General features: G+C 62.9%; 25 protein-coding genes and 2 pseudogenes. 16 read left to right on the top strand and 11 right to left on the bottom strand.

Translation table 11 applies throughout. From position 1 onward, the window contains the following. Nucleotides 1-82: 82 nt before the first annotated feature. Nucleotides 83-853: an IclR family transcriptional regulator domain-containing protein gene (locus tag AC1D2G_RS01090; RefSeq protein ID WP_477411592.1), complete on the bottom strand. Its 771-nt coding sequence runs from the start codon at nucleotides 851-853 to the stop codon at nucleotides 83-85. Between the two features lie 121 nt (nucleotides 854-974). On the opposite strand from AC1D2G_RS01090, the gene AC1D2G_RS01085 reads away from it, so the two are divergent. The 7 genes from AC1D2G_RS01085 to AC1D2G_RS01055 all read left to right on the top strand — a co-directional run bounded on the left by AC1D2G_RS01085 (nucleotide 975) and on the right by AC1D2G_RS01055 (nucleotide 8,804). Then, complete coding sequence (locus tag AC1D2G_RS01085) at nucleotides 975-1,832, top strand: CoA transferase subunit A (protein ID WP_477411591.1); 858 nt, start codon at nucleotides 975-977, stop codon at nucleotides 1,830-1,832. After that, nucleotides 1,829-2,626: a CoA-transferase subunit beta gene (locus tag AC1D2G_RS01080; RefSeq protein WP_477411590.1), complete on the top strand. Its 798-nt coding sequence runs from the start codon at nucleotides 1,829-1,831 to the stop codon at nucleotides 2,624-2,626. Before AC1D2G_RS01085 ends, AC1D2G_RS01080 begins: the two co-directional genes overlap by 4 nt. Before the next feature lies 1 nt (nucleotide 2,627). Then, nucleotides 2,628-3,833, top strand: coding sequence for a 3-oxoadipyl-CoA thiolase (gene pcaF / locus AC1D2G_RS01075; RefSeq protein ID WP_477412408.1), 1,206 nt, complete (start codon nucleotides 2,628-2,630; stop codon nucleotides 3,831-3,833). Between the two features lie 153 nt (nucleotides 3,834-3,986). Next, nucleotides 3,987-5,018, top strand: a complete 1,032-nt coding sequence (locus tag AC1D2G_RS01070; protein WP_095084104.1) for a BMP family protein — start codon at nucleotides 3,987-3,989, stop codon at nucleotides 5,016-5,018. Nucleotides 5,019-5,296: 278 nt separating this feature from the next. Continuing rightward, nucleotides 5,297-6,808 (top strand): ABC transporter ATP-binding protein, encoded by a 1,512-nt coding sequence (locus AC1D2G_RS01065; RefSeq protein ID WP_477411589.1) that lies wholly within the window; start codon nucleotides 5,297-5,299, stop codon nucleotides 6,806-6,808. After that, on the top strand, nucleotides 6,808-7,863 hold the full coding sequence (locus AC1D2G_RS01060) for an ABC transporter permease (RefSeq protein WP_477411588.1): 1,056 nt from the start codon (nucleotides 6,808-6,810) through the stop codon (nucleotides 7,861-7,863). The genes AC1D2G_RS01065 and AC1D2G_RS01060 overlap by 1 nt, the downstream gene beginning before the upstream one ends. Beyond that, complete coding sequence (locus tag AC1D2G_RS01055; RefSeq protein WP_477411587.1) at nucleotides 7,860-8,804, top strand: ABC transporter permease; 945 nt, start codon at nucleotides 7,860-7,862, stop codon at nucleotides 8,802-8,804. Before AC1D2G_RS01060 ends, AC1D2G_RS01055 begins: the two co-directional genes overlap by 4 nt. A gap of 28 nt (nucleotides 8,805-8,832) precedes the next feature. On the opposite strand, the gene AC1D2G_RS01050 is transcribed toward AC1D2G_RS01055, so the two are convergent. Next, a complete protein-coding gene (locus AC1D2G_RS01050; protein WP_477411586.1) occupies nucleotides 8,833-9,600 on the bottom strand; it encodes an SDR family NAD(P)-dependent oxidoreductase in 768 nt (255 codons plus the stop codon). 294 nt (nucleotides 9,601-9,894) lie between these two features. Here AC1D2G_RS01050 and AC1D2G_RS01045 point away from each other — a divergent pair, with 294 nt between their 5' ends. Both AC1D2G_RS01045 and AC1D2G_RS01040 read left to right on the top strand, forming a co-directional pair. Then, a complete protein-coding gene (locus AC1D2G_RS01045) occupies nucleotides 9,895-10,050 on the top strand; it encodes a hypothetical protein (RefSeq protein ID WP_095084108.1) in 156 nt (51 codons plus the stop codon). Nucleotides 10,051-10,187: 137 nt separating this feature from the next. Continuing rightward, nucleotides 10,188-11,129, top strand: coding sequence for an LLM class flavin-dependent oxidoreductase (locus tag AC1D2G_RS01040; RefSeq protein ID WP_477411585.1), 942 nt, complete (start codon nucleotides 10,188-10,190; stop codon nucleotides 11,127-11,129). A gap of 16 nt (nucleotides 11,130-11,145) precedes the next feature. Here AC1D2G_RS01040 and AC1D2G_RS01035 read toward each other — a convergent pair whose 3' ends face one another. Next, on the bottom strand, nucleotides 11,146-11,820 hold the full coding sequence (locus AC1D2G_RS01035; protein ID WP_477411584.1) for a cysteine hydrolase family protein: 675 nt from the start codon (nucleotides 11,818-11,820) through the stop codon (nucleotides 11,146-11,148). A 228-nt stretch (nucleotides 11,821-12,048) separates the two neighbouring features. On the opposite strand from AC1D2G_RS01035, the gene AC1D2G_RS01030 reads away from it, so the two are divergent. The 4 genes from AC1D2G_RS01030 to AC1D2G_RS01015 are packed head-to-tail and all read left to right on the top strand — an operon-like array spanning nucleotide 12,049 to nucleotide 14,295. Then, the gene (locus AC1D2G_RS01030) at nucleotides 12,049-12,177 is read left to right on the top strand and encodes a hypothetical protein (protein ID WP_477411583.1); all 129 of its coding nucleotides are present in this window, start codon (nucleotides 12,049-12,051) and stop codon (nucleotides 12,175-12,177) included. Then, a complete protein-coding gene (gene exbB, locus AC1D2G_RS01025; RefSeq protein WP_477411582.1) occupies nucleotides 12,168-12,884 on the top strand; it encodes a tonB-system energizer ExbB in 717 nt (238 codons plus the stop codon). Before AC1D2G_RS01030 ends, exbB begins: the two co-directional genes overlap by 10 nt. A gap of 26 nt (nucleotides 12,885-12,910) precedes the next feature. After that, entirely contained in the window at nucleotides 12,911-13,378 is a 468-nt protein-coding gene (gene exbD, locus AC1D2G_RS01020; protein ID WP_477411581.1) for a TonB system transport protein ExbD, read from the top strand. Next, nucleotides 13,375-14,295: a TonB family protein gene (locus AC1D2G_RS01015; protein ID WP_477411580.1), complete on the top strand. Its 921-nt coding sequence runs from the start codon at nucleotides 13,375-13,377 to the stop codon at nucleotides 14,293-14,295. Before exbD ends, AC1D2G_RS01015 begins: the two co-directional genes overlap by 4 nt. Here AC1D2G_RS01015 and AC1D2G_RS01010 read toward each other — a convergent pair. The 5 genes and pseudogenes from AC1D2G_RS01010 to AC1D2G_RS00990 all read right to left on the bottom strand — a co-directional run. Further along, nucleotides 14,292-14,552 carry a hypothetical protein gene (locus AC1D2G_RS01010; RefSeq protein WP_477411579.1) on the bottom strand — a complete coding sequence of 87 codons (261 nt, stop codon included), beginning with the start codon at nucleotides 14,550-14,552 and terminating at the stop codon, nucleotides 14,292-14,294. The genes AC1D2G_RS01015 and AC1D2G_RS01010 overlap by 4 nt on opposite strands. Nucleotides 14,553-14,556: 4 nt before the next feature. Next, complete coding sequence (locus tag AC1D2G_RS01005; protein ID WP_457153733.1) at nucleotides 14,557-14,808, bottom strand: hypothetical protein; 252 nt, start codon at nucleotides 14,806-14,808, stop codon at nucleotides 14,557-14,559. Between the two features lie 58 nt (nucleotides 14,809-14,866). Continuing rightward, entirely contained in the window at nucleotides 14,867-15,127 is a 261-nt protein-coding gene (locus tag AC1D2G_RS01000) for a nitroreductase family protein (RefSeq protein ID WP_457153732.1), read from the bottom strand. Between the two features lie 233 nt (nucleotides 15,128-15,360). Continuing rightward, nucleotides 15,361-16,033: pseudogene (locus tag AC1D2G_RS00995) on the bottom strand (XRE family transcriptional regulator); the annotation flags it as partial. Further along, nucleotides 16,032-16,228 (bottom strand): annotated as a pseudogene (locus tag AC1D2G_RS00990) (adenylate/guanylate cyclase domain-containing protein); the annotation flags it as partial. The pseudogenes AC1D2G_RS00995 and AC1D2G_RS00990, both read right to left, overlap by 2 nt. Before the next feature lie 277 nt (nucleotides 16,229-16,505). On the opposite strand from AC1D2G_RS00990, the gene AC1D2G_RS00985 reads away from it, so the two are divergent. Beyond that, nucleotides 16,506-16,970, top strand: a complete 465-nt coding sequence (locus AC1D2G_RS00985) for a histidine kinase (RefSeq protein ID WP_425352276.1) — start codon at nucleotides 16,506-16,508, stop codon at nucleotides 16,968-16,970. A 29-nt stretch (nucleotides 16,971-16,999) separates the two neighbouring features. On the opposite strand, the gene ppk2 is transcribed toward AC1D2G_RS00985, so the two are convergent. Next, nucleotides 17,000-17,824, bottom strand: a complete 825-nt coding sequence (ppk2, locus tag AC1D2G_RS00980; RefSeq protein ID WP_457154169.1) for a polyphosphate kinase 2 — start codon at nucleotides 17,822-17,824, stop codon at nucleotides 17,000-17,002. 48 nt (nucleotides 17,825-17,872) lie between these two features. Next, nucleotides 17,873-19,552, bottom strand: a complete 1,680-nt coding sequence (locus AC1D2G_RS00975; RefSeq protein ID WP_477227596.1) for a SulP family inorganic anion transporter — start codon at nucleotides 19,550-19,552, stop codon at nucleotides 17,873-17,875. Between the two features lie 84 nt (nucleotides 19,553-19,636). Between AC1D2G_RS00975 and AC1D2G_RS00970 the strand changes: the two genes are divergently transcribed. Continuing rightward, nucleotides 19,637-21,187 carry a CYTH and CHAD domain-containing protein gene (locus AC1D2G_RS00970; RefSeq protein ID WP_477411578.1) on the top strand — a complete coding sequence of 517 codons (1,551 nt, stop codon included), beginning with the start codon at nucleotides 19,637-19,639 and terminating at the stop codon, nucleotides 21,185-21,187. A 49-nt stretch (nucleotides 21,188-21,236) separates the two neighbouring features. Here the strand turns inward: AC1D2G_RS00970 and AC1D2G_RS00965 are convergent, their stop codons facing one another. Further along, nucleotides 21,237-22,880, bottom strand: coding sequence for a SulP family inorganic anion transporter (locus AC1D2G_RS00965; protein ID WP_477411577.1), 1,644 nt, complete (start codon nucleotides 22,878-22,880; stop codon nucleotides 21,237-21,239). Between the two features lie 296 nt (nucleotides 22,881-23,176). On the opposite strand from AC1D2G_RS00965, the gene ccoN reads away from it, so the two are divergent. After that, nucleotides 23,177-24,820, top strand: a complete 1,644-nt coding sequence (ccoN, locus tag AC1D2G_RS00960) for a cytochrome-c oxidase, cbb3-type subunit I (RefSeq protein WP_477300110.1) — start codon at nucleotides 23,177-23,179, stop codon at nucleotides 24,818-24,820.

Raw genomic sequence — 24,820 nt, 5'->3', positions numbered from 1 at the left:
CTATACGGGGAGAAATGCCCGGCAGGGCAATGAGGGGCGGCGCCGACGATGTGGGCTTATTCCTAAGCTCGCAAAGATTTCTCTAGACGACGAAAAAATCCTCGATGCGCTGCTTGGCCTCGAGCAGCGCCGGCAGGATTTCCCGTTCCATCTCCGCGACGGTGAAACGCGCGGACTGGGTCGAGACGTTGATGGCCGCGACCGTGCGCTCCGAGCGGTCGCGGATCGGCACGGCGATCGAGCGCAGGCCGAGCTCCAGCTCTTCGTCGACAACGGCAAAGCCTTCCGCCTTGGCCTTGCCGATGGCATAGGCCAGCAGCCGCATGTCGGTGATCGTCTTCGGCGTCCGTTTCTCGATCGTCGACTGGCCGAGAAATGCGTCCAATTCCTGGGGCGTCAGGCCGGCAAGCAGGATGCGCCCCATTGAGGTGCAATAGGCGGGCAGCCTAGTGCCGACGTCGAGCGAGACGCTGAGGATGCGGCGGCCGGGAATGCGGGCGACGTAGACGACATCCTGGCCCGACAGGATCGCCGCAGAGCAGGCCTCGTTCAACTCAGCCGCCACTGCCCGCATGGTCGGGGCGGCGAAGCTCCATAGCGAGGCGCCGCCGAGCCAGGTGCGGGCGATGGTCAGCAGGCGCGGCGACAGCGAAAAGACGCGGCCGGCCTGGGTGGCGTAGCCTGTGGCGACAAGCGTCAATAGAAAGCGGCGGGCGCCGGCGCGGGTCAGGCCCGCTTCCTCGGCCATTTCCGTCAGCGTCATGCCAGAGGGATGCCGGGCCAGGATCTCCATAACGGCAAGGCCGCGCTCGAGCGAGCCGACATGATCACGGGAAGCGGCCTCTTCGTCCATCTCACCTCCCAGAACGATATCCTTGCCAGGATTGACTCAACCTCTCACTCAACGTAGAAAGTATCGCATATAAAACATATGTTCGCAATACGAACTTTATTGAACCCGGGAGCCCGATGCGATGGTCAAGTTCCTGCCGCTCAAACAGGCTGTGGCCGAGAACCTGAACAATGGCGACTCCGTCGCCTTCGAGGGCTTCACCCATCTGATCCCGACGGCGGCGGCGCATGAGGCGATCCGCCAGGGGCTTCGCGACCTGACCCTGATCCGCATGACACCGGACCTGATCTACGACCAGATGATCGGCATGGGCATGGCGAAGAAAATCATCTTCTCCTATGTGGGTAATCCCGGCGTCGGCCTGCTGCGGCGCGCCCGCGACGCCATCGAGAACGGTTTTCCCAGATCGATCGAGATCGAGGAACACAGCCATGCCGGCATGGCCAACGCCTATGAGGCGGGTGCTGCCGGCCTGCCCTGCGCGGTGTTTCGCGGCTATCGCGGTGCCGGGCTGGCAACGGTCAATCCGAACATCAAGTTGGTGACCTGTCCGTTCACCGGCGAGGTGCTGGCAGCCGTTCCTTCGATCCGGCCCGATGTCACCTTCATCCATGCGCAGAAGGCCGACCGGAAAGGCAATGTGCTGGTCGAAGGCATCGTCGGCATCCAGAAGGAAGCGGTGCTGGCGGCTAGCCGAGCGGTGGTGACGGTCGAGGAAGTGGTCGACACTTTCGACGATCTGCACCCCAATCTGACGGTGCTGCCGCGCTGGACGATCGCGGCGATCTCCGTCGTGCCCGGCGGCTCGCACCCGTCCTACGCGCATGGCTACTACGCGCGCGACAATGCGGCCTATCTGGAATGGGACGAGATCGCCGCCGACCGGGACAAATTCCAGGAGTGGATGCAGGCGAACGTCATCGAGAAGAGCGCCGACGATTTCGCGGCCCGTGTCGAGCATCTGAGGAAAGCGGCATGAGCGACAATCCGGACTTCACCCCCAACGAGATGATGACGATCGCGGCCAGCCGCGCGCTGCGGAATGACGATGTCTGCTTCGTCGGCATCGGCGCGCCGTCCGCCGCCTGCAATGTGGCGCGGCTGACGCATGCGCCCGACATCACCTTGATCTACGAGAGCGGCACGATCGGCACCGCGCCAGACGTGCTGCCGCTGTCGATCGGCGATGGCGAATTGTGCGAAACCGCGGTCACCACTGTCGCGGTGCCGGAGATGTTCCGCTACTGGCTGCAGGGCGGCCGCATCTCGATAGGCTTTTTGGGTGCTGCCCAGCTCGACAAGTTCGGCAACATCAACACCACGGTCATCGGCGACTATTTCCACCCGAAGACCCGGCTGCCCGGCGGCGGCGGCGCGCCGGAGATCGCGACGTCGTCGAAGGAGATCTACATCACCATGGCGCAGACCAGGCGCGGCATGGTCGAGAAGATCGACTTCTTCACCTCCTTCGGCCATGGCGAGGGCGGCGATCATCGAAAGCGGCTTGGCATCGACACCGCGGGCCCGACCTTGCTGATCACCGATCTCGCCATCTGGAAGCCGGACCCGATGACCAAGGAATTCACGGTCGTGTCGCTGCATCCGGGTGTCACACGCCAGCAGGTGCAGGACACCTGTGGCTGGATGGTAAAGTTTGCGGAGGCGCTTGACGAAACACCGGCGCCAAGCGAACTCGAACTGACGACATTGCGCGACCTGCAGGCCCGCACCAAGGCGGCGCATGAGGGAAGCGGAACAGCAAAGGCTGCATGACATGGCCGAGGCCTATATCTGCGACTACATCCGCACGCCGATCGGCCGCTTCGGCGGCTCCTTGTCCTCGGTGCGCGCCGACGACCTTGGCGCCATACCCCTGAGAACGCTGGTCGAGCGCAATCCCGGCATCGACTGGCAGGCCGTCGACGACGTCGTCTATGGCTGCGCCAACCAGGCCGGCGAGGACAACCGCAACGTGTCGCGCATGGCGTTGCTGCTGGCCGGTCTGCCGAAGGAGATCCCGGGCTCGACCGTCAACCGGCTGTGCGGCTCCGGCATGGATGCGCTGACCATTGCCGCGCGGGCCATCAAGGCCGGCGAGGCCGAACTGATGATCGCAGGGGGCGTCGAATCGATGAGCCGCGCGCCCTTTGTCATGCCCAAGGCCGACACGGCGTTTTCACGCAACGCCGAGATTTATGACACCACCATCGGCTGGCGCTTCGTCAACCCGGTGATGAGGAAGCAGTATGGTGTCGATTCGATGCCTGAAACCGGCGAGAATGTGGCAGAAGAGTTTGCCATCTCCCGCGCGGCCCAGGACGCCTTTGCCGTGCGCAGCCAGGACAAGGCTGTCGCCGCACAGGCCAATGGCCGGCTGGCGAAGGAAATCGCCCCGGTGACCATCCCGCAGCGCAAGGGCGATGCGGTGGTCGTCTCGAAGGACGAGCATCCCCGTGCTGGCACGACGGTCGATGCGCTGGCCAAATTGCCGACGCCGTTCCGGCAAGGCGGCACGGTGACGGCCGGCAATGCCTCCGGCGTCAATGACGGGGCGGCGGCGTTGATCGTTGCCTCGGAAGCAGCCGTCAAGAAATATGGCCTGACGCCGATTGCCCGTATCCTTGGTGGCGCCGCCGCCGGTGTGGCGCCGCGCATCATGGGCATCGGCCCGGCGTCGGCGACGCAAAAACTGTGCGCGCGGCTTGGCCTGACGCCGCAGCAATTCGACGTTATCGAGCTCAACGAGGCCTTTGCCTCGCAAGGCATCGCCGTGCTGCGCCAACTCGGCATTGCCGAGGATGCACAGCACGTCAATCCGAATGGCGGCGCCATCGCGCTCGGCCATCCGCTCGGCATGTCGGGCGCCCGCATATCCGGCACGGCGGCGCTGGAGCTTCGCGAACGCGGCGGCCGCTATGCGCTGGCGACGATGTGCATCGGCGTCGGCCAGGGCATCGCGATCGCGCTCGAACGGGCCTGAGCGGCGGCCTCTTCTTGGCCGGCTAAGATCGAGGCTGATTCGGGCGCGCAAATTTGACCATGTGGACAAAAGTGCGGACCCGTTCCATAGTTCCCTGTCTGACATTTTCACGAACGGCCGGCTCGACACGGCTGTCGAACAGAGGGGAATGCAATGGAAAACCGGAAGAATAGAATCCAGATAAAACGCGAAGGGCTTTCGCGACGCAATGTGCTGGAATTGGGCGCGCTTGGCCTGGCTGCGGCCATGTTGCCGGGCGCCGCCTTCGGCAAGGACAAGAAGCTGAAGGTGGCGGCGATCTTCGCCACGCCGATCGAGGAGCCATGGGACAACCAGATCCATGTCGCCTTGCAGAAGGCCGAGAAGGAACTCGGTATCGAGTACAAATGGTCGGAGAAGGTGCAGACAGCCGATTTCAGCCGCGTCATGCGCGAATATGCGCAAGGCGGCTATCAGCTGGTGCTGGGCGACGCCTTCGCAGCCGAGCGTGAATCGCGCCGCACCGCCAAACAATTCCCGAAGACCGCCTTCCTGTTCGGCTCCGGCGCCGGACCGGCGGAACCGAATTTCGGCGTCTTCGACAACTGGATCCACGAACCGGCCTATCTGTCCGGCATGATCGCCGGCAAGATGTCGAAGTCGGGCACGATCGGTGCTGTCGCGGCTATGGGCATTCCGGAAGTGAACCGGCTGGTCAACGCCTTCTTCGCCGGCGCCAAGGAGGTCAATCCCAACATCAAGAAGAAGGTCGCCTTCATCGGTTCCTTCTTCGATCCGCCGAAGGCCAAGGAAGCGGCGGTCGCGCAAATCGACGCCGGTGTCGACGTGATCTATGCCGAGCGTTTCGGCGTCATCGAAGCGGCGGTGGACAAGAAGATCCTCGCCATCTCCAACATGTCCGACCAGTCGAGCCTCGGCCCCGACACGGTCATCACCGGCCCGGTCTGGGACATGTATCCGACCGTCCAGCAGGCGATCAAACTCGTCAAGGCCGGCGTCTTCACCGCGCAGGACTATGGCGATTTCTCGCGCATGGCCAAGGGCGGTTCGCAACTCGCGCCCTACCACAAGTTCGACAAGACGCTGCCGGCGGACGTTAAGGAACTGGTCGAGAAGAAGAAGGCCGAAATCCTCGAAGGCAATTTCCGCGTCGACGTCGACGAGAACACGCCGGTTTCGGATTGATTTTTCTCACCCTCCCCCTTGTGGGGGTGAGCAGCCGGTTCGCCGCAGGCGAATTCATCGTGCCAGTGGCACGATGAAGGCTAGCGAACGCCGGACGCTGCGAAGCAGCGGGGACCCGGCGGGGCTTGCCAATTATCAGCCCAGCCCTTCGCAGGCTCAGGGCGTTCGAAACTCGAAAAGCCAAGAAATTGGCTTTTCGTCCGCTACGCGGACCGTTTCTCACCCCCACAAGGGGGAGGGTGAAGAGCTGCGCCAACGCCATCTCACCGGGAGCCATCTTGCCCGCCCCACTCATCGAAATGCGCGGCATCACCAAGAGCTTCGGCGCCGTCAAGGCGAACGAGGCCGTTGATCTCAGCGTCGCGCCGGGCGAGATTCTCGGTCTTCTGGGCGAGAATGGCGCCGGCAAGACGACGCTGATGAACGTGCTGTTCGGCGCCTATGCGCCCGATGCAGGTGAGATCCTCATCCAGGGCCAGCCGGTGCGGATCGCCAGTTCGGCCGATGCGCTGGCCGCCGGCATCGGCATGGTGCATCAGCATTTCCACCTGGCGCCGAGGCTGACTGTGCTGGAAAACCTGCTCATCGGCATATCAGGCCGATCAGGGCGGATCGACCGCGCCGGCGGGATGGCGCGGCTGGCGGAGATCGGCCGCCAACATGGGTTGACGCTTGATCCCGACCTTCCGGTGTCGGCGCTGTCGGTCGGCGAGCAGCAGCGGCTCGAAATCGTCAAGGCGCTGTTTCGCGGTGCCAGGCTGTTGATCCTCGACGAGCCGACAGCGGTGCTGGCGCCAACGGAGGTCGACGGGCTGTTTTCGGCGCTGCGCTCGATGGCGGCACAGGGTCTCGGCATCATCTTCATTTCGCACAAGCTCAATGAAGTGCGGGCGCTGACCCATCGCTGCACGGTGCTGCGGCATGGCCGCGTCGCCGGCCGTGTCGATGACCCCGCCAACACGACATCTGCCGCAATGGCGCAGCTGATGTGCGGCCACGAGATCGTGCCGCCGGCGAGGGGGCCATCGACCCCCGGTGGAGCGGTGCTGACGCTCGACGGCATTTCGACATCGCGGCATTCGGGCACGGCGTTGCGCGACGTGTCGCTTTCGGTCCGCGCTGGCGAGATCCTCGGTATTGCCGGTGTCTCGGGCAATGGTCAGCGCGCCCTGGCGGAAGTGATCTCCGGCGTGCGCGTGCCCGACGCCGGCCAGATGACCATCGCCGGCCAAAAGGTGTCGCGGTATTCGCCGCGCGAGGTGCAGGCGCTCGGTCTCGGCCGCATCCCGGAAGACCGCATGACGACCGGGCTGGTCACCAACCTGCCGCTCGCCGATTCGATGGTGCTGCCGCGCATCGGCACGGCGGCGTTCAGCAGCAGGGGCCTGCTCAAGCCGGATGCGATCCGCGCCTTCGCCGAGGCGCAGATCAAGGCCTATGACATTCGCTGCCCCGGGCCGATGACCCGCGCCGGGACGCTGTCGGGCGGCAATCTGCAGAAGGCGCTGCTGGCTCGCGAGTTGGCCTTCGATCCGAAGGTGCTGATCGTCTCGCAGCCGACGCGCGGCCTCGACATCGGAGCCGCCCGCTTCATCCACGAAAAGTTTCTCGACATGCGCGCCAAGGGCTGCGGCATTGTCGTCATCGGCGAGGATCTCGAGGAACTGCTGGTGCTCTGCGACCGCATCGCAGTGATGTATGAGGGCCGAATCGCCGGCACGCTCGACAGCGCCGATGCGACGGTGGCCCGGCTTGGGCTGATGATGACCGGCGCGGAGGGGCACAGCTGATGTTTCGCCTGGAAGTCCGCACCTCGACGCCCGCCTGGTTCAACCTGGCGCTGCCGCTGCTGGCGATCGCAGCCACGCTTGTCCTGTGCAGTGGGCTGATCGCGTTGGCCGGCGCCGGCGTCATCGATGCCTATGGGGTGATGTTCACCGCCTCGCTGGGCGACAGCTACGCCATCACCGAAACGATGGTGCGTGCCGCGCCGATGATCTTCACCGGGCTGGCGGTGGCCGTCGCCTTCCGGGCAAAATTCTGGAACATTGGCGCCGAGGGACAATTGCTGGCCGGCGCGGTCGCGAGCTGCTTTGTCGGCGCGATCCCGATGCCGGGGCCGCTCGCCATGCTGTTGATGGCGGCGGCCGGTGCCGCCGCCGGCGCGGCGGTTGCCTTGGTGCCGGCGACACTGCGGGTCAAATTCAAGGTCGATGACGTGGTCAGCTCGCTGTTGCTCAACTCGGTCATCTACTATGCGCTGATGGCGCTGATCGAAGGGCCGTGGAAAGACAGTTTCAGCGGCTATCCGATCTCGCCGCCGATCGAGGATTCGGCCAACTTTCCGGTGCTGCTCGAAGGCACGCGGCTGCATCTCGGCGTTGTCGTGGCGCTGCTGGCGGCGCCTTTGATCTGGTTCCTGATCGTGCGCACGACGCTCGGCTTCAGGATCAGGGTCACCGGCGAGAATCCCGAGGCCGCACGCTATGGCGGCATCCATGTCGAGCGGGTGCTGATCTCGACCGCGCTGCTGTCCGGGGCGCTGGCCGGGTTGGCCGGTGTCGGCGAGGTCGGCGGCGTGCATTTCCAGGTGATGAGCGACATCTCGCCGGGCTACGGCTATTCCGGCATCGTCGTTGCCATGCTGGCGCGGCTCAATCCGTTGGGCGTGGTGCCGGCGGCGATCTTCCTGGCCGCCGTGATGACCGGCGCCGAGGCGATGTCGCGTGCGACCGGCGTGCCGGCCTTCCTCAGCGATGTCATCCAGGGCACCGCATTGCTTGCCATGCTGGTGGCGCTGCTGTTCACCGCCTACCGCATCCGCCGCGTCGGAGCGGCCCGATGAGCGCGGTGTTCGAACAGATATTTCAGGTCGGCTTCCTGGCCGCGATCATCCGCATCGCTACGCCGCTGGCGTTTGCGACGCTCGGCGAAATGTTCTCCGAGCGTGCCGGCGTGCTCAATCTCGGCATCGAAGGCATCATGCTGTTGTCGGCGATGACGGGCTTCACCGCCACCAGCCTCAGCGGCAGCCTGTGGCTCGGCGTGCTCGTCGCCGTGCTGACCGGCATGCTGATGGGCGCGCTGCATGCGCTGTTCACGGTGGCGCTGGGCCTCAGCCAGCATGTCTGCGGCATTGGTGTCACGCTGTTCTCCTCGGGCCTCGCCTATTTCCTCTACCGGCTGATCTTCGGCCAGCAATCGGTGCCGCCAAGCATCAAGGGGTTCGAGACGCTGCCGATCCCGGCTCTCTCCGGCATTCCGGTGCTCGGACTGGCGGTGTTCAATCAGTTTGCGCTGGTCTACATGGCGATCCTTGCCATTCCGCTGGCCGCCTTCGTCCTCTACCGCACGCCCTGGGGTCTGTCGGTGCGCATGGTCGGTGAAAATCCGCGCGCCGCCGATTCGGCCGGTGTCAGCGTCATCGCAACGCGTTTCCAGGCGGTCGTCCTCGGCGGTGCGCTTATGGGGCTGGCCGGCGCCTTCCTGTCGATGGCGCAGTTCAACGCCTTCACCTTCGGCGTGGTGTCGGGGCGCGGCTGGGTGGCGATCGCGCTGGTCGTGTTCGGCCGCTGGGATCCGTGGCGTTCGGCAGGGGCTGCGCTGCTGTTCGCCTTTGTCGATGCCTTGCAACTGCGCATGCAGGCGAGCGGGCTGGGGCATATCCCCTACGAGGCGTTCCTGATGCTGCCCTTCATCTTCACCATAGTCGCCATGGCTGTCATGTCGCGCAACGCGGTGGCGCCGTCTGCCCTGCTCAAGCCGTTTCGTCGCGAGGAGCGCTGACAGCCAAGGGCTGTCAGCGTCCAGCTGGTCACATGGCGGTAAAGCCGTTGTCGACGAACAGATGCGTGCCGTTGACGAAGCTGGATTCGTCGCTGGCCAGGTAAAGCGCGGCCCTGGCCACCTCTTCCGGCTCGCCGATACGGCCCTGCTGCGCGGCCAGTGCGGCGTCTGAGACATCGATGCCGAGCCGACCGAGATCGGCAACCTCGCGCAGGCCGTGCGGCGTGCGGATGAAGCCGGGGCAGACCGCGTTGCAGCGGATGTTGCGGTCGCGGAACTCGACGGCGATGGCGCGCGCGAACATGTGGCAGGCGCCCTTGGTGGTGTCGTAGAGCACCTCCATCGGTGTTGCCGCCACTGCCGAGATCGACGAGGTGCAGACGATCGAGCCGCCACCGGCCGATATCATGCCGGGCAGCACGGCGCGCGTCATCAGGAACATCGAGCGCACGTTGACGGCATGCAGCCAGTCCCATTCCTGCACCGTCGTCTCCAGGAGCGGCTTTATGACGATGGTGCCGGCATGGTTGAACAGGACGGTGATCGGGCCGAGTTTTTCGGTCGCGCCCTTCACCGCCGCCTCGACCTGGGCTTCATCGGACACGTCGGCGACCCAGTGTTCGGCTATGTGTCCCCGCGCGCGGATCGCCGCCGCGGTTGCGGCCGCCGCCTCCCCGTTGCGGTCGATGATCGCCACCTTGGCACCTTCCGCGGCGAACAGCTCCGAAGCCGCTCCGCCCATCCCCGTCGCGCCGCCCGAAATGATGGCGACCTTGCCGGCCAGTCTTGCACCCATTTTCCTGCTCCCCTGTCTGACGATTTCATGTTCGCCGATCGTGCGATGCTATCGTGCGCGCTCCGGGCGGCCAATGCATGATTTGGGTGCAGCGAGGACAAGGCCATAGGTTCATTCAGGGCAAGAGCAATGCACGGCGTGATGGGTCGAGCTGTGGCAAAAAGCACGCCATCCCAGCAATTCGGTACCAATTCCTGATCAGATATCAGAAAATTATTCTGCCCATGGTCGAAAAATAGCAATCGACAAAGTCTACAAGTTTTATAGATTAACCGGCGAGACGGAGGTCGATATATGTCCTATATCCAGAACGCCCAGACGGATCGCAGCAGCCAGCGGCTAGTCAACGCCCAGGCCTTTCGTCCGGCCTATGCCGGTGCTTTCGCCTATATCGTCTTTGCCCTTGCGTTCGTGTTCACCGGGGCAGTTGTTCTGGGCCTCATTCCCTGAGTCGTCAGATCGACCGGGACTAGCCGCCAACGCTTTCAGGCAATCGGAGTTGAATGAACCGGATCCTCGGTGCGCTTTCGCGCGGCTGGGATTCGAATTTCACAGCATCAGTGATTCCAGAGATGGAGGAGATGGCAATGCCGATCGAGTTCACGCATGTTCCCAGCAAGACCGCCGACGCAGTAGTTCCCTTTTTCTACGACTTTGCCGAGACCGCGACCAAGCTCGGGCTGATCGAGGATGGCGGCTTCAGGAGGATCGTCGTCGACGATTCGGCCGGGCTGCTGACCAATATGGATCTAGCCGCCCAGGTGCTGGACCGGACGTCGTCGCTGGAAGTCGTGCTCACCCACTGGGCGGGCGTGGTCGAACCGACGGTGGCGGCGCGCCAGCTGGCGTCGATCGACAGGAAGAGCGGCGGACGGCTGGCGCTCAGGATGATCAGCGAACCGCTGAACGACGACGATGCCGAAACGCGGCCGGTCGGGCACACGGTCATCTGGCAGCGCATTGACGAATATCTGGTGCTGTTGAAGCGGCTGTGGTCGAACGACCGGCCGTTCGACCATGAAGGCGCGTTCTACAGCATCAAAGGCGGTTATGTGCCGCGCAAGGGTCCGCACGGCGCCGATCTCGTCATCCGCATGGGCGGGCAGTCCGGAACGGCGCTCAAGGTGGCCGGTCGGCATGCCGATGTCTTCGAACTGGCGCCAGGCTCGATCGATGAGGTCCGGCAGCTGATGGAGCGCGTGCGCGGCGCCGCAGCCGAACATGGCCGAGCCGGCAAGCTTCGCTTTGCGCTTCCGGTCAGGATTCACCGGGGCGCTTCCGCCGCCGGCCACAAGGCGGTCGATGTTGCCGGGCCGCCGGCCCAGGCGGCCCTGTCGCTGCTGGCCTATGCAGCTCTCGGGATCGATGAATTCATGATTGTCGGCGTCGACACGCCGCGCGAGATCGCAACGGCCGGCTGTGAGACGATCGCCCTGCTGCGCAATTCGGTGGCGCGTCGTGAGGCGGAGATGCCGCAGCCCGGGGCATATGCGCCGCACGTCCCGCAAGTGGTGCGTGCAGCGGGCTGAGCAGGCGCCCTTGGAATCAACCTGTCGCGCCACTCAGCCGCGACAGGCCTTCGATGACGGCGGCAGACTCCGCCAGCGCGCCGAAGACGCCGTCCTCGACCGTCACCATATGAAGCGCTGCCTCATGGGCCTTTTGATCGCCGCTGGCACAGGCGTCGGAAATCGTCAGGCACTGAAAGTTGCGGTCGCAGGCCTCGCGCAGCGTGGTGTGGACGCAGACATCCGTCGTGCAGCCGGTAAACATCAGATGCGTGATGCCTTGCGCGCGCAGCACAAGCTCGAAATCCGTATAGGTGAAGGCGCTGTTGCAGGTCTTGTCGACGATGATGTCCTGCGGCGCGACATCGATCTCCGGAACGATCTGAAACCCCGGGCCTGAACGAAGCAGGATCTCGGTGCCTTCGAGACCGGCGCGCTTGCGGCGCCATTTCTCATAAGGCGCCATGTCGGCCATGTCAGCACGATAACCCTGCCTCGTGTGGATGATCCTGACACCGGCCTTGCGGGCGGCGGCGATCAGCCGGCCCACGTTCGGCAGGATCGCCCTCAGTGGCGAGGGGTCATATCCCTGCCTGGCGAAATAGCCCGTCGTCGACAGGAAATCCTGCTGCAGGTCGATGACGAGGAGCGCGCTGTTTTCGGCGACCAGCCTGCCGTTATAAGGGAAGTCGAAGGGCGTAGCCTTGATCATCTTTGGCTCCCGGTTTTTGGACGGGCACCATAGCACTTTGCAACAACGCGACGACACCGAATGCCGCGCGTCATGCAGCCACCTGCAGACACCGGCTCAACCGTCGCGACCAATTGTTGATCGTTGCACTCATCTTCAATGTTGACTAGCAAGGTCATGTTTCATAATCAACCGAGCATCGGCCCGCCGAAACGAGAATCTGAAATGCGGCCGAACTGGAGAAGAGCCATGACCGTGGTTGGAGTTGATGCCCAGACGGCATTCCACATCGACGCGGTGTACTTTGCCGTCGGCGAGCGCACGCTGCTCGGTCCGGTTTCGCTCGAACTGGAGGGCCTTCGACAGCGATGGAACTGACTTTGCCGCACGATCTGTCGCCATGGGGCATGTTCATGGCGGCCGATATCATCGTCAAGGCGGTGATGACCGGCCTGGCCTTCGCCTCCCTCGTTACCTGGACGATATGGCTGGCCAAATCGCTGGAGATTTTCGCCGGCAAGCTGCGCATCCGTCATGCTGTCCGGGCGATCAGCGATGCCGCCACCTTGAAGCAGGCCAGCCGTGCGCTCGACCGCAGCAGCGGCCCCGGCGCGCTTCTGGTTCGGGCGGCGGAAGAGGAGGTCGCACTCTCGGCCGGAGCGCTCGATCATGTCTCGGGAGACGGGCTGAAGGAACGGGTCACCTCGCGCCTGTCGCGCATCGAGGCGGCGGCGTCACGGCGCATGTCGCGCGGCACCGGCCTGCTGGCGACGATCGGCTCGACCGCGCCTTTCGTCGGGTTGTTCGGTACCGTCTGGGGCATCATGAACGCCTTTATCGGCATCTCGCAGGCGCGGACCACCAATCTCGCCGTGGTCGCGCCTGGCATCGCCGAAGCGCTGCTGGCCACGGCGATGGGTCTTGTCGCTGCCATACCGGCTGTCGTCATCTACAACGTCTTTGCGCGCTCGATAGCCGGCTACCGGCAGATCCTCGCCGACGCCTCGGCGGGTGTCGAACGGCTGGTCAGCCGTGACCTCGACTTCCGCAGTGTCGCGCCGGCAACGGCGATGGCCGCGGAATGATGGTGGCGGACTAGCGGAGCAAGACCATGGCAAGCAGTACCCGACAGACCATGGACGACGATTTCGAGGAAAGCCACGAGATCAACGTCACCCCGTTCATCGATGTCATCCTGGTGCTGTTGATCATCTTCATGGTCGCCGCGCCGCTGGCGACAGTGGATGTCAATGTCGATCTTCCGGGCTCGACCGCAACGCCCGCGCCGCGGCCGGAAACACCGTTGTTCCTGACGCTGAAGGACGATCTGACGCTGGCGATCGGCAACGACAGCGTGCCACGTCCGGCTCTCGCCGCCAGGCTGGACAGCCGGACGAAGGGCGACAAGCAGACGCGCATCTTCCTGCGTGCCGACAAGGCGGTGGCCTATGGCGACCTGATGGAGGCGATGAACCTGCTGCGCCGGGCGGGCTATCTGAAGATCGCGCTGGTCGGCCTGGAAACGGGTCCCGCGGCCGATGCCCCGGCGCCCGCCACCACGAGAGCAGCAGTGCCATGACGCAAGCGGCCGCCTTGCCGTTGGTCGAGTTGTCGCGCTTCAGCCGCCGCGACCTTGGCTTGTGGGCGGGTGCGGCCGCGCTGGTGCTTGGAGCGCATGTCGCGGTCGCCTATGCCGTGCAGAACTTCAGCATGGTCGACGAAGCCGATGGCGGCCCGCCACCGGCCCAGGTGATCGAGGTGGCGCCGATGGTGGTGATGCCGGCGGTCGAGGAACAGATGGCCGCGCTGGACGCGGTGACACCCGATCAGATCGAGCCGACGCCCGCGTCCGAGAAGGCGCAGCCGGTTGTCGAACAGCCGCACGTCGTCCCGCCCGACGAGACCGAACCCACCCGGACCGATATGGCTGAACAGGTCGACCAGCCGCCGCCGGATGAGGTCGTCCCCGATATTGTCGAGGCCGTCGCACCCGACGTGGCTATTCCATTGCCGCAGCCCAAGCCGGTCGAGGCTCCCAAGGACAAGAAACCGGTCGAGGCCAAGGCGAAAAAGCCTGTCGAGAAGCCAAAGCCGCGGCCTAAGAAGGAGAAGGCGGCGCCGCCGAACACGGCAAGCATCGCCGGTGCCGATGCGAGGCCGGCGGCCAGGACGGCCGCGCCGAAGTCGGCGGAATCGGCATCGCGGTCCGGCGATTCCAGCAAATGGGACTCCCGCCTGGGGGCCTGGATCAAGCGGCAGACGCGCTATCCCAGTTCAGCCAAGGCCCGAGGCGTGGAAGGCAAGCCGTATGTCGCCTTCACGGTCGACTCGTCCGGCCGGGTCCTGTCTGCTAGGCTCACCCGTTCCTCCGGGGATGCCGATCTGGACCGTGCTGCGCTCGCCGTGCTGCAAGGCGCTACCGTGCCGGCACCGCCGCCGGAACTTGGCGCGCGCCAAAGCCGCACGGCACCGTTCGTGTTCAGCCTGCGCAACTAAGGTCTGTTGATTTTCAGATGAGGCCGGCCTGCAAATGCAATCAAGGCCGCAATGGCGGCCGCATCGGACGGCCTGCCCTTGATGATGTTGGCGACCTCGGTATCGGCCTGTTCGAACCAGTAGACCATGTCGGCGCTGCCGAGATCTGCGGCGGCTCTTTTCAGCAGCGGCAGCAGGCTTTGCAACGCGCACAGTGTCTCCCAACGGTTTGGCCGGAGGGTCGAACCTGCCGCCGCGCACGCGGCTGGCGCTTGCATGCGGCTACGCTCTCCTTGCGTGAGCGCGATTGTCCTTTGGCTGCGCCTTCGGGTGCAGCGGGTTGCCGCTGAGCTGCGGATGCCTGGCCGGCCGTGCGCCGCGAAGGACGTCGAAGGCTTCGGCATAGGCCATGCCCAGCAGATAGGAGATCATGGGAAAGCGGTTTGCTTCAGCCATCTGCACAAGCTCATTGGTCATCGACGAGATGTATTGAAGACTATCGATCTCCGACTGACGTAAGGATTGGTTTGGCACGTGCTTCTCCTGTCATCTGGTGGAACTCAGGGAACGCGTCACTGACATATTTAGCCGACTAATTAATTGACCGACCCACCGGAGGTGGGCAGTCTGCGGTGTCGATATGGTCATAGATCGGCGCATCGGCGAGGCGAACGAGACCAAGCAAGCGGTTGATCGCCGAATGACCGAGCGCGGCGGTGGGGCATGCCGACGGGCCATGATTGGTCGCCGCAGGCATCATGTTCTGGCCGATATCCCCGGCCTGCGAAAAGAAGACAGTCTGCGTGCCGGCGGCAATCGTCAGCTTCGGAGCGGGGGTCGCTTTCTTGGCCATTTTCATCCCTTCTTGACCCTCATGGGACCCGTTGAAAGACCCTAAAAACGGGGATCCACGACAAGAAAGGTAAGGTCGAAAGAGTTAATGATTTGTTAAAATTATAGTAAAGCAGCGCGCAAAAGGCGGTCTTGCGACTTATCTTTCCTGGCGGTTAAGTGTAAAATATCGATTTTGTTCAGATGCAGAGTTTGACAATCGTTGGCATGCGCTCTTTTGGTGCATTTTTATTCTTATTTAGCGTAAACAGCGTGGCCGGGAGGGCTTAGCCCGTCCCGGGTGAGGCTGACCACCAGCTGGTCGACGCTCGAATGGCCGAGCCTGACGACATTTTCCATGCTGATGGCGTGCCTCGGGCGGATGTTGGATATGTCGCGCCGCATGATGACGGACACGAATGCCGGCCAAGCCTCGGTCAGAAGCATGGCCTTGCCCGTCAGCGTCGGTTCGGAGATGGGGGCCTATTGCACGGAGATCAGCGACGGCTCGCCAGTCTGGCGGCGGTTGATGCCGCTGAAATAGATCCAGTTCAGACGCAAGTTCGCCTCCCCATGGTGGTTGCCGCGCGCCTGTGCCCATGCCGATCCCCGCCGTTCCGACCGTCCGGTGACCCCTCTGAAGGTGACCAGTTTCGGCTTCGCGCCGCACGAAGGTCACCGATCGCATCAACGGGTCGGGGCGGTGCGGAATCGAAAAAATAGACGAAATAGGTGCCTCCCGCGATCGATGGACTGGGAGCATCTGAGGGAACAGGCTCTCGGAAATTGGCGGCAGGCCACGCCCCCTGGGCTCGGGGACACCGGGATCCCGGTACAGTTCAGCTCCATCGACCCGGAAGTAGTCGCATATCAGCTTGGCGGCGGCCTTGTTAGGAACGGTCTGTGCTTGCAGGTAGCGTTCGAACCGCGGTAACGACGCCTTCTAGGCGCGCCGCGATGTTGACGCCGTCACCATGAGGTCGCCGTCGCTCTCCTCAACGACGTCTCCTGTGTGGATTCCGATGCGAAACTCAATAGGGCGCTCGATCGTAACACCTGCATTGCGTTCGAGCATGGCGGCCTGCACCTCGATGGCGTAGCGCACCGCGTCGACGATCAAGCGACCGGTCGTAGCGGCATCTCTGTCGCGGCACAGTCTGCCGCCTGTCGCGAATTGACCTTGATGTCCCCAGATGCCATTATGGAATGGTAGCTGATTGCGAAGACAAGACTTCTTGCCGCGGCGGCCGATCCCCTTAAACGCGCGGCTGGCAGCCTGCCTTAGTCGACTACCCATGCTGATTTGCGTCTTGCGGTTGGGTGACATGAATTGAGCCCAACGAACGAGGCCGACGACGGCTTTGGTGTTCAATTCTCGGACGGTTCGGTGGAGGGAGCAAATGGCCAAAGACGTAGACACAAGTGCAGCCCCGCCAAGTGCTGAGCAACTGCGATTGGCTCTTCTGAAGGAGCAGATGGCAGAGGTAGACAAGCAGGAAAAACTGCGAGCGAGAGAGAATGAGGAACTCACGAAGTTTACGAACAGTTTCCTGAAGGACCAAGTGAACGACGATGAAATCGCAATGGTCCGCCGCCTGGTGATGAACGCTGTCAAGAATGGCAAGTACGAAGCACTAGTATACAGCTTCCCTTCGGACCTGTGTACCGACAGCGGCCGAGCCATCAACAGCTCTGATCCGCAATGGACGGAAACCCTCCAGGGTAAAGCCAAGCAATTCTACCAGCGCTACCTGGACATTGGGAAGCCGCAAGGTTACAAGCTCAAAGCCATGGTTATTAACTTCCCGGGCGGAGTTCCTGGTGACATCGGCCTCTTCCTCAATTGGGCGCCGGAACGCAAATAAAAACCAGTGGTGGTTTCTGAAGTGGCTGGTCAGGACACGTCCGGTACCACGTTGCGCGGAGTTGCATCGTCCACGAAGTCGTCGGGTCGCTTTTGGCGTTTGCTGAAGTTCGGTTTTTCGAACTCGACGTGCTCATAGGGGATTGAGCTCAGAATGTGCGAGATGCAGTTGATGCGCGCGCTCTTCTTGTCGTTCGACGGCACGATCCACCAAGGCGCATGCCTTGTGTCTGTTGCACGGATCATTTCGTTGTAGGCGTGGGTGTACTCCCACCAACGATTGTATGACTCAACATCCATCGGGCTCAGTTTCCACTGCCGAAGGGGGTCGTCGGCACGCTGCCGGAAACGCCGTTCCTGCTCTTCCTCACTCACATCGAGGAAGTATTTGAGCAACGTTACGCCGCCTTCTACAATGGCGGCCTCAAGAGTCGGCACCTGTTCGAGAAAGCGTCGTGCCTGCTTGTCGCTGCAGAAACCCATGACGCGTTCGACGCCGGGACGGTTGTACCAGGAGCGGTCGAATATGACGACCTCGCCTGCCGCAGGAAAGTGCGCGAAGTAGCGCTGCATATAGAGTTGGGTCTTCTCCCGATCGGTCGGCGCCGGCAGCGCGACGACCCGGAACACCCGCGGGCTGACCCGCTCGGTCAGGCGCTTGATCACTCCCCCTTTCCCGGCGGCGTCACGGCCCTCGAAAACGATTGCGATGCGGGCGCCAGTCTTCTTCACCCAAGCCTGAAGGTGAGCAAGCTCAACATGCAACCGGGCGAGTTCTTTCGCATAATTTTTCCCTTCCGATTTTTCCTCCACATGCTCAGATACGACGGCCGACTTGTTCTTCTTCTTACCCATGGGTTCCTCCCTTCAACACAACTCACACGGTGCAAATTCCTTGAACTATCATGCGCGGGCCTCGAACGCATGATACGCGTCTTCGAGAATGTCGAAAACCATGTCTGAGCCGATGTGCTCGATCACGCCGGCCCGAACAAGGATGTCCCGCGCTTCGGCATGAAGGTCCGCTAGGCCAAACCTGATCCCGCGATTGCGCAATTCGTCAAATAGCTCCTCCAGCATTGCCGCTGCCGAGCTGTCGATCTGGGAAATTGCACTTGCATCGATCAGCAGCCAGCGGGTGTCGATCGGCAATTCCTCGGCAATGGACCGCAGCCGCGATGCGACGTAATCGGTGTTGAAGAACAGCAGGCTGCCCTGGACAAGGCAAACAGCAAGGCCGGGCACCTGACGGGCCTCGGGCGTTCGATGCAGTTTGTAGAAGCCGTCATGGCCTGGAACACGGCCGAGCATGGCGTCGCGGGGAAACATCAGCTTGCGCAGAACATAGACGAGCGTCGCACCGATCGCGATGACGACCCCGTTGAGCACGCCCAGACCGATCGGACCCCACATCGCGATCAGCGCGAAGACGAACTCCATGCGGCTGATGCGCCAAATCTGCCTAAGGGCCGCGAGATCGATCAGGCTGATTGCAGTAGCCGCAAGAATCGCCCCGAGCGCAGGGATCGGGATAATCCTTAGGGTCTGCCCGAGAAACAGCAGTGTCGCGATCAGGGCCGCGGCAGCCACGATGCTCGAAACTTGCGAGCGTCCGCCAACGGACAAGTTAACCGCTGTGCGCGAGTCGGAGGCCGTAACCGGGAAGGCGCCGAAAAGGCTCGCGCCTATGTTCGCAGCGCCAAATCCGATGAGCTCGCGATTTGGATCGACCGGGTAGCCGCCTATTGCCCCAAAGCTGCGGGCTGTAATGATGCCGGCGCCGTAGCTCACGACGAAGATCGCCGCAGCGCCGAGGACCAGCGTCTGGATCGGAAGGCCAGCAATCGCTGGCAACGACAACGAGGGCAACCCTGTCGGAATATCGCCGACTACGGCAATGCCGCGTCCTTCAAAGTCGAAGACGGCTGAAAGCACTACGGCGAGGACTACAACCAGCACTGGCCCGGGAACCGGAAAACGCATGATCCGTACGATCTGCAACAAACCGAACATCCCCATGGCCAGCAGGAGAGACTGCCAATGTATCGATCCGGCCTTGCGCAGAAGTTCGAGGACCGGTCCGAGCAGGCCTTCCGCCTCGATCTTGACTCCGGTGAAGCGACCGATTTGCCCGATCAGGATCGAAAACGAAATACCGATGAAGAACCCCGTCAGAATGGGGCGCGAGAGGAAGGTCGCAAGAACGCCGAGCCGAAGCACCCACGCCGCCAGGCACAACAGCCCAACGCCAAGCGCAAGGACTGCTGCGACCGCTGTTCGGTCCACTTCGAGCCCGACTGGCACGCTCGCTGTAACGGCAACTAAAACCGCCGCGAGCACCGTCATCGTAGCCGCGTCCGGGCCGACTATGAGCTGACGCGAGGGGCCAAAGATCGCGTAGGCCACCAGCGGCGCGATACTCGCGTAGATGCCGGTCTCTGGCGGCAGGCCCGCTATCGCGGGGTAGGCGATGGCACTGGGAAGCCCAACCGCGGCAACTGCAAGCCCGGCGGAAACATCGCTTCGCAGCCAGCCCAGTTGATAGCCGGAAAGGCTTGCAGGCACGGGAAGGCGCACGCCCACCGGGTTGAATCCTTAGCTGGCATAGTAATTTTATTAGCGTAAACTAAGTCTACAGATTTGTAAAAGGCCTGACAACAATCAGCCATGAGCGAGATCGAGCTAAAATTTCTCCTCGACGAACCGACGTCGACCCAACTGAGCGCGCGCGTGAAGGCGCTTAAGCTGGCTACCGGCCACCCGAAAACCAGGACGCTCAGAAGCATCTATCTCGACACCCCTGGTCATGCGCTGAAGAAGGCAGGAGTCGCGCTCAGACTTCGGCGCGACGGGCGACGTTGGATACAGACCGTCAAGACCAAGCCAGAGCTGCATGGCGGCTTGTCGCAGGTTGGCGAGGTGGAGAATCCGGCTCCGGGCGGACGGCCATGTCTCGAAGCGATTCCCGACGCAGCGGTCCGGGAGGAGGTCATTCGCCGCGTGAACGGCGCGCCGCTTGAGCCCGTCTGCGAGACCGTGATCAGGCGTTCCGTCAGCGAGCTGTCCCTTGAGGACGGCACGCGTGCGGAACTGGCAATAGACATCGGCGAAATCCACGCGGGCGAGCGCTCGGCCGAGTTGCGTGAACTCGAGATCGAACTCATCGAGGGCAGCCTGGGCGGACTGTTCGATATCGCGCATCTACTGTTTCCTGACGGGGGCCTGAGGTTCTCCTGCCTTTCCAAGGCGGCGCGCGGCTATCTCCTCGCGGAACAGGGATGGATCGACCCGCCGCTCGCGCCCCGCAATGCCGAGGACGTTGCGCTCGATCGGGCTCAGATCGCCGAGCAGGCGGCACGCGACGTCCTTCGCGAGTGCCTCGAGCAGATCGCCACGAATGTCGTGGTCATCCGGAAGCTGGACGATCCCGAAGGGCCGCATCAGTTGCGGATCGGCCTGCGCCGATTGCGAAGCGCGTTCTCTGCCTGCGTTTCCGTTCTGAAGAGCCCGGAAATGACGCGGCTCAACATGGAAGCCCGCTGGCTTGGTCAGGAGGTCGGGCGTCTTAGGGATATCGACGTGGTGGCGAACGACATCGTGCGACGGGAGGCCGAGGCCCACGTGGATGAACCGGGTTTGCCGCCCCTGGCCGATGCTCTCTCGCAGCAGGCGGGGCGGCAGCGTGATCACCTTCGCAAGCTTCTCCCCGAGGCGCGCGTGCAGGCGTTCCTGATCGACCTGGCGCGGTTCGTGGAGGCGCGAGGCTGGCTCGTTCCTCAGGATTTCGGCCAGACCGAGCGGCTTGCAGCGCCGGTCGTCGAGTTGGCCGGCAAGGCACTCAGCAAGCGCTGGAAAAAGGTTAGCAAGCGCGCGCACGGACTTGAGGCCTTGACGGTTGAGCAACGCCACGACCTGCGGAAAGAGCTGAAGACGCTGCGCTATACGGTTGAGTTCTTCTCTCCCTTGTACCCGGCGAAACGTGTTGAACAGTTCCTGAAGCAATTGAAGAAACTTCAGGCGGTCTGCGGCGACCTGAACGACGCGGCGATGGTCAGAGCCATGTTGACGGGGGCGGAAGCGCACGGCGCCGGCGATCCGACCGCGCAACGCGCCATCGGATGGGTGATCGGGGCGAGCCAGGCGCGTGCCGAATTCGGCTGGGCCGGCGCAAAAACCTTGTGGGAAAACCTGGATGAGATCCGCCCCTTCTGGAAGTAACTCGGCACCGCGACCGACATGTCTGACACAAGCGCCAATGGGTGCCTAATTAGTCTTGGTTGAAACGCGTCGTATAATGCTGAATGGCCGCCCGTACATTGGAAAATAGGCGCTCGGGTCCCAGCCGATTGGCGAAGCCTGAGGCCCGGATGTATTCAAGTACGCTGGGGTTCAGCCCTAACAGCCAACACGTCACGCCTTGCGCAGTCATGCGGCGTTCACCCTCCATCAACATCTGGAGGGCTGAATACTCGATGTCGAAAACCCGGCTCATGTCGAGCGCGAGGACACGCGGCTTATGCTCGGCGACCAGGGTCTGGATCCGATCCGCGACCCGTTGAGCATTGGCGAAGAAGAGCCGTCCCTCAGGCCGAAGGATCAACAGGCCCTCGAATGTCTCGTCGTCCGGGTGCTCGGACGACAACGGCCGGAGTACGTCGGCTCCCCGTTTGCGGCCGATAACGTAGACGTTTGGGTTCGCCGCCTGACTGGCCAAGCCCGCCAGCGACAGGACAATCGCCACGACGATGCCCTGAAGCGTGCCGAAGGCAAGCACGCCAAGGAAGGCCGCCAGCGCCCATCGAAACTCCATGCGCCGGACCTTGCGGATGGAGATGAACTCGGCCGGTTGAATTAGTCCAATCGAGTAGACGATCACGATTGCCGCCAGCACAGCCTGGGGCAACAGGCTGAGCAGAGGGGCAAGCAGCAGCATGGTGGCCGCTGCGGCGGCGGCCGTGACGAGCGACGCCATCTGCGTGTGTCCGCCGACCGCGCGGACCACGGCGGTCTGGGAGGTACCACCCCCCGCCGGCATGGCGCCGAACAAAGCGCCTGCCAGGTTGGCGGCGCCAGTTGCAAGAAGCTCGCGGTCGGGCTTGATGGGTGGCTCGGCGGGGTCGGCAAAGGCTCGGCCGGCGGCGATCGTTTCGGTGAAGCTCATCAATGCGATGCCGAGAGCGCCGGGCAAGAGTTGCTGGACAAGGCTGAGACTGGGCAAGGTGACCGACGGGAGCGACTGTGGAATGAACCCCACGGTGGCGACGCCCACGGAATCCAAACCGAGGAACCATGAAAGCCCGATTCCGGCGCTCACCACAACGAGGGGAGCTGGCGAATGGGGCCAAAGCCGCTCCATGGCCAACAGCGCGAGTATTGCCGCGATGGCGATGATCAGAGTGAGCACCGACATGTCGTGCAAATGGTGCGCCACACTCAAAATGTCGCGCAGGAAGCCTTCCTTCGCAATGTGCACGCCAAGCAGCTTCGGCACCTGATCGAGTACGATCACAAGGCCGATGCCGGCCTTGAAGCCGGTTAGAACGGGAGACGAGATGAAATTGGCGATGAACCCGAGGCGAAGCACGGAGGCCCCGATCAGCAGGGCTCCGGTCAGCGCGGTGAGCGTCGCAGTCGCGGTGATCAGCCTGCCCGGATCACCGTCCGGAACTGCGAGCCCGAGCTGTGTCCCGGCGAGGATCGCAAGGGTGGTCGTAGAGCTTACACTCAGGACACGCGATGTGCCTAGCAGCGCATAGACGATCATCGGCACGAACGCCGTGTAAAGCCCGATACTTACCGGCAGGCCCGCAACCGTCGCGTAGGCCATCGCCTTAGGCAGGACGACGGCTGCGGCCGTCAGACCTGCGACCACATCGAGGCGTTGGACTGCAACGACCGAGGGAGTTCTCACGCCGCTTTGCCAGCGCTCGTTAATCGAGCGACCTTGTTGATGTCAGTTATGGGTTCTCAACATAGCGCGTAACTCCTCGGCAAGGAAGGGCGCTCAATTACGCACCGTCCTGGGCTCTAATCAGTTGGCAGTGCGGTCCGCCTTCAAATGAAAGCGGATGAGGCAGCGGCAGCTTGACGGGCGGGCGATCCAGTGGTGCCGGGCAGCCGAAACTATTCTGGACAATGCGGTAACAAGGGGATCATATGAAATGCACGTAGGCGTATTTGTGTTCAACCAAGTGGGGGACACTTGATATGGTTGCACAGCTCACAACAGGCGAACGCCAGCTTGCGATCGTTGTTCTCTCGCTTGTCGCCCTCCTAGGGCTGGCCATGGCTGCCGCCGGGCGCGCAGACCCAATCGGCGTGCATGGCTTCATCGTTTTGGCAATTTGCTGTGGTCTCATTTTTGTGGTGCTCGGCGCGTATTACGCACCGGAGCCGTCTCCAGAACGGCTGGAGCATTACTATGACGACCCCAGCAAGGTCGGCATTGTGCTGACGATGGCCTGGGCGGTGGTCGGCATGTTCCTCGGCGTTTGGGTCGCAAGCCTGCTCGCGTGGCCGGATCTGACCTTCGATGCAGCGTGGGCGAGCTTCGGCCGCCTGCGCCCCGCCCATACCAGCGCCGTCATCTTCGGGTTTGGCGGCAACGCGCTGATCGCCACCTCCTTCCACGTTCTCCAGCGCACGTCCCGGGCGCGGCTGCCGGACCAGTTCAGCCCATGGTTCGTGCTCATCGGCTACAATCTGTTCTGCGTGGTCGCGGCGACCGGCTACTTCATGGGCGTGACACAATCGAAGGAATACGCCGAGCCTGAATGGTATGCTGATATCTGGCTGGTCGTCGTCTGGGTAACGTATTTTGCCATCTACATCCGCACGCTGGCGCGGCGGAAGGAACCGCACATCTATGTCGCCAATTGGTACTATATGGCCTTCATCCTGGTTGTTGCGATCCTCCACATCGTGAACAATCTTGCCGTCCCGGTATCGTTCGGACACGCCAAGAGCTATTCCGTCTTTTCAGGTGTCCAGGATGCGATGGTTCAATGGTGGTACGGCCATAACGCCGTCGCGTTCTTCCTTACGGCCGGCTTTCTCGGCATGATGTATTACTACCTGCCAAAGAGGGCCGGGCGGCCTATCTATTCCTACAGGCTTTCCATCATCAGTTTCTGGGGCATCACCTTCATGTACATGTGGGCGGGTTCCCACCACCTGCTTTACACGGCGTTGCCACAATGGGTTCAGACGCTGGGCATGACCTTCTCGCTGATCCTGCTGGTACCTTCCTGGGCTTCGGCCGGAAACGCACTCGCCACGCTCAACGGCGCCTGGCACAAGGTCCGCGACGATGCGACCCTGCGCTTCATGATGGCCGCGGCGGTCTTTTACGGACTGACCACGTTCGAGGGGTCGTTCCTGGCCATTCGCCCGGTCAACTCGCTATCCCACTACACTGACTGGACCGTCGGACATGTACACGCCGGCGCGCTTGGGTGGGTCGCGTTGATAACATTCGGCTCGATCTACTGTATTGTTCCGTGGCTCTGGAAGCGCGAGCGTATGTATTCAGCGCGGCTGGTCGAAGTCCATTTCTGGTTGGCCATTATCGGAACGGTTATCTACGTCTTCGCGATGTGGAATTCGGGCATCATCCAAGGCCTGATGTGGCGGACCTACAACGAGAACGGAACGCTGACCTACTCCTTTGTGGAGTCCATGGTCGCCATGCATCCCTACTACATCGCGCGCGCCTTTGGCGGTCTTCTGTTCCTTATGGGCGCTATCGTCGGTTCCTACAACATCTGGATGACGATCCGTGGCGAGGCGGAGGTCGCCTCTGAGTCCGCAGACCTCCCCGAGCCCAGGCTCGCGTCCGCGCCGGGGGAGTAG

Source organism: Mesorhizobium sp. P2_C7, assembly GCF_056404515.1.
This window is presented reverse-complemented; position numbering and strand designations above follow the sequence as displayed.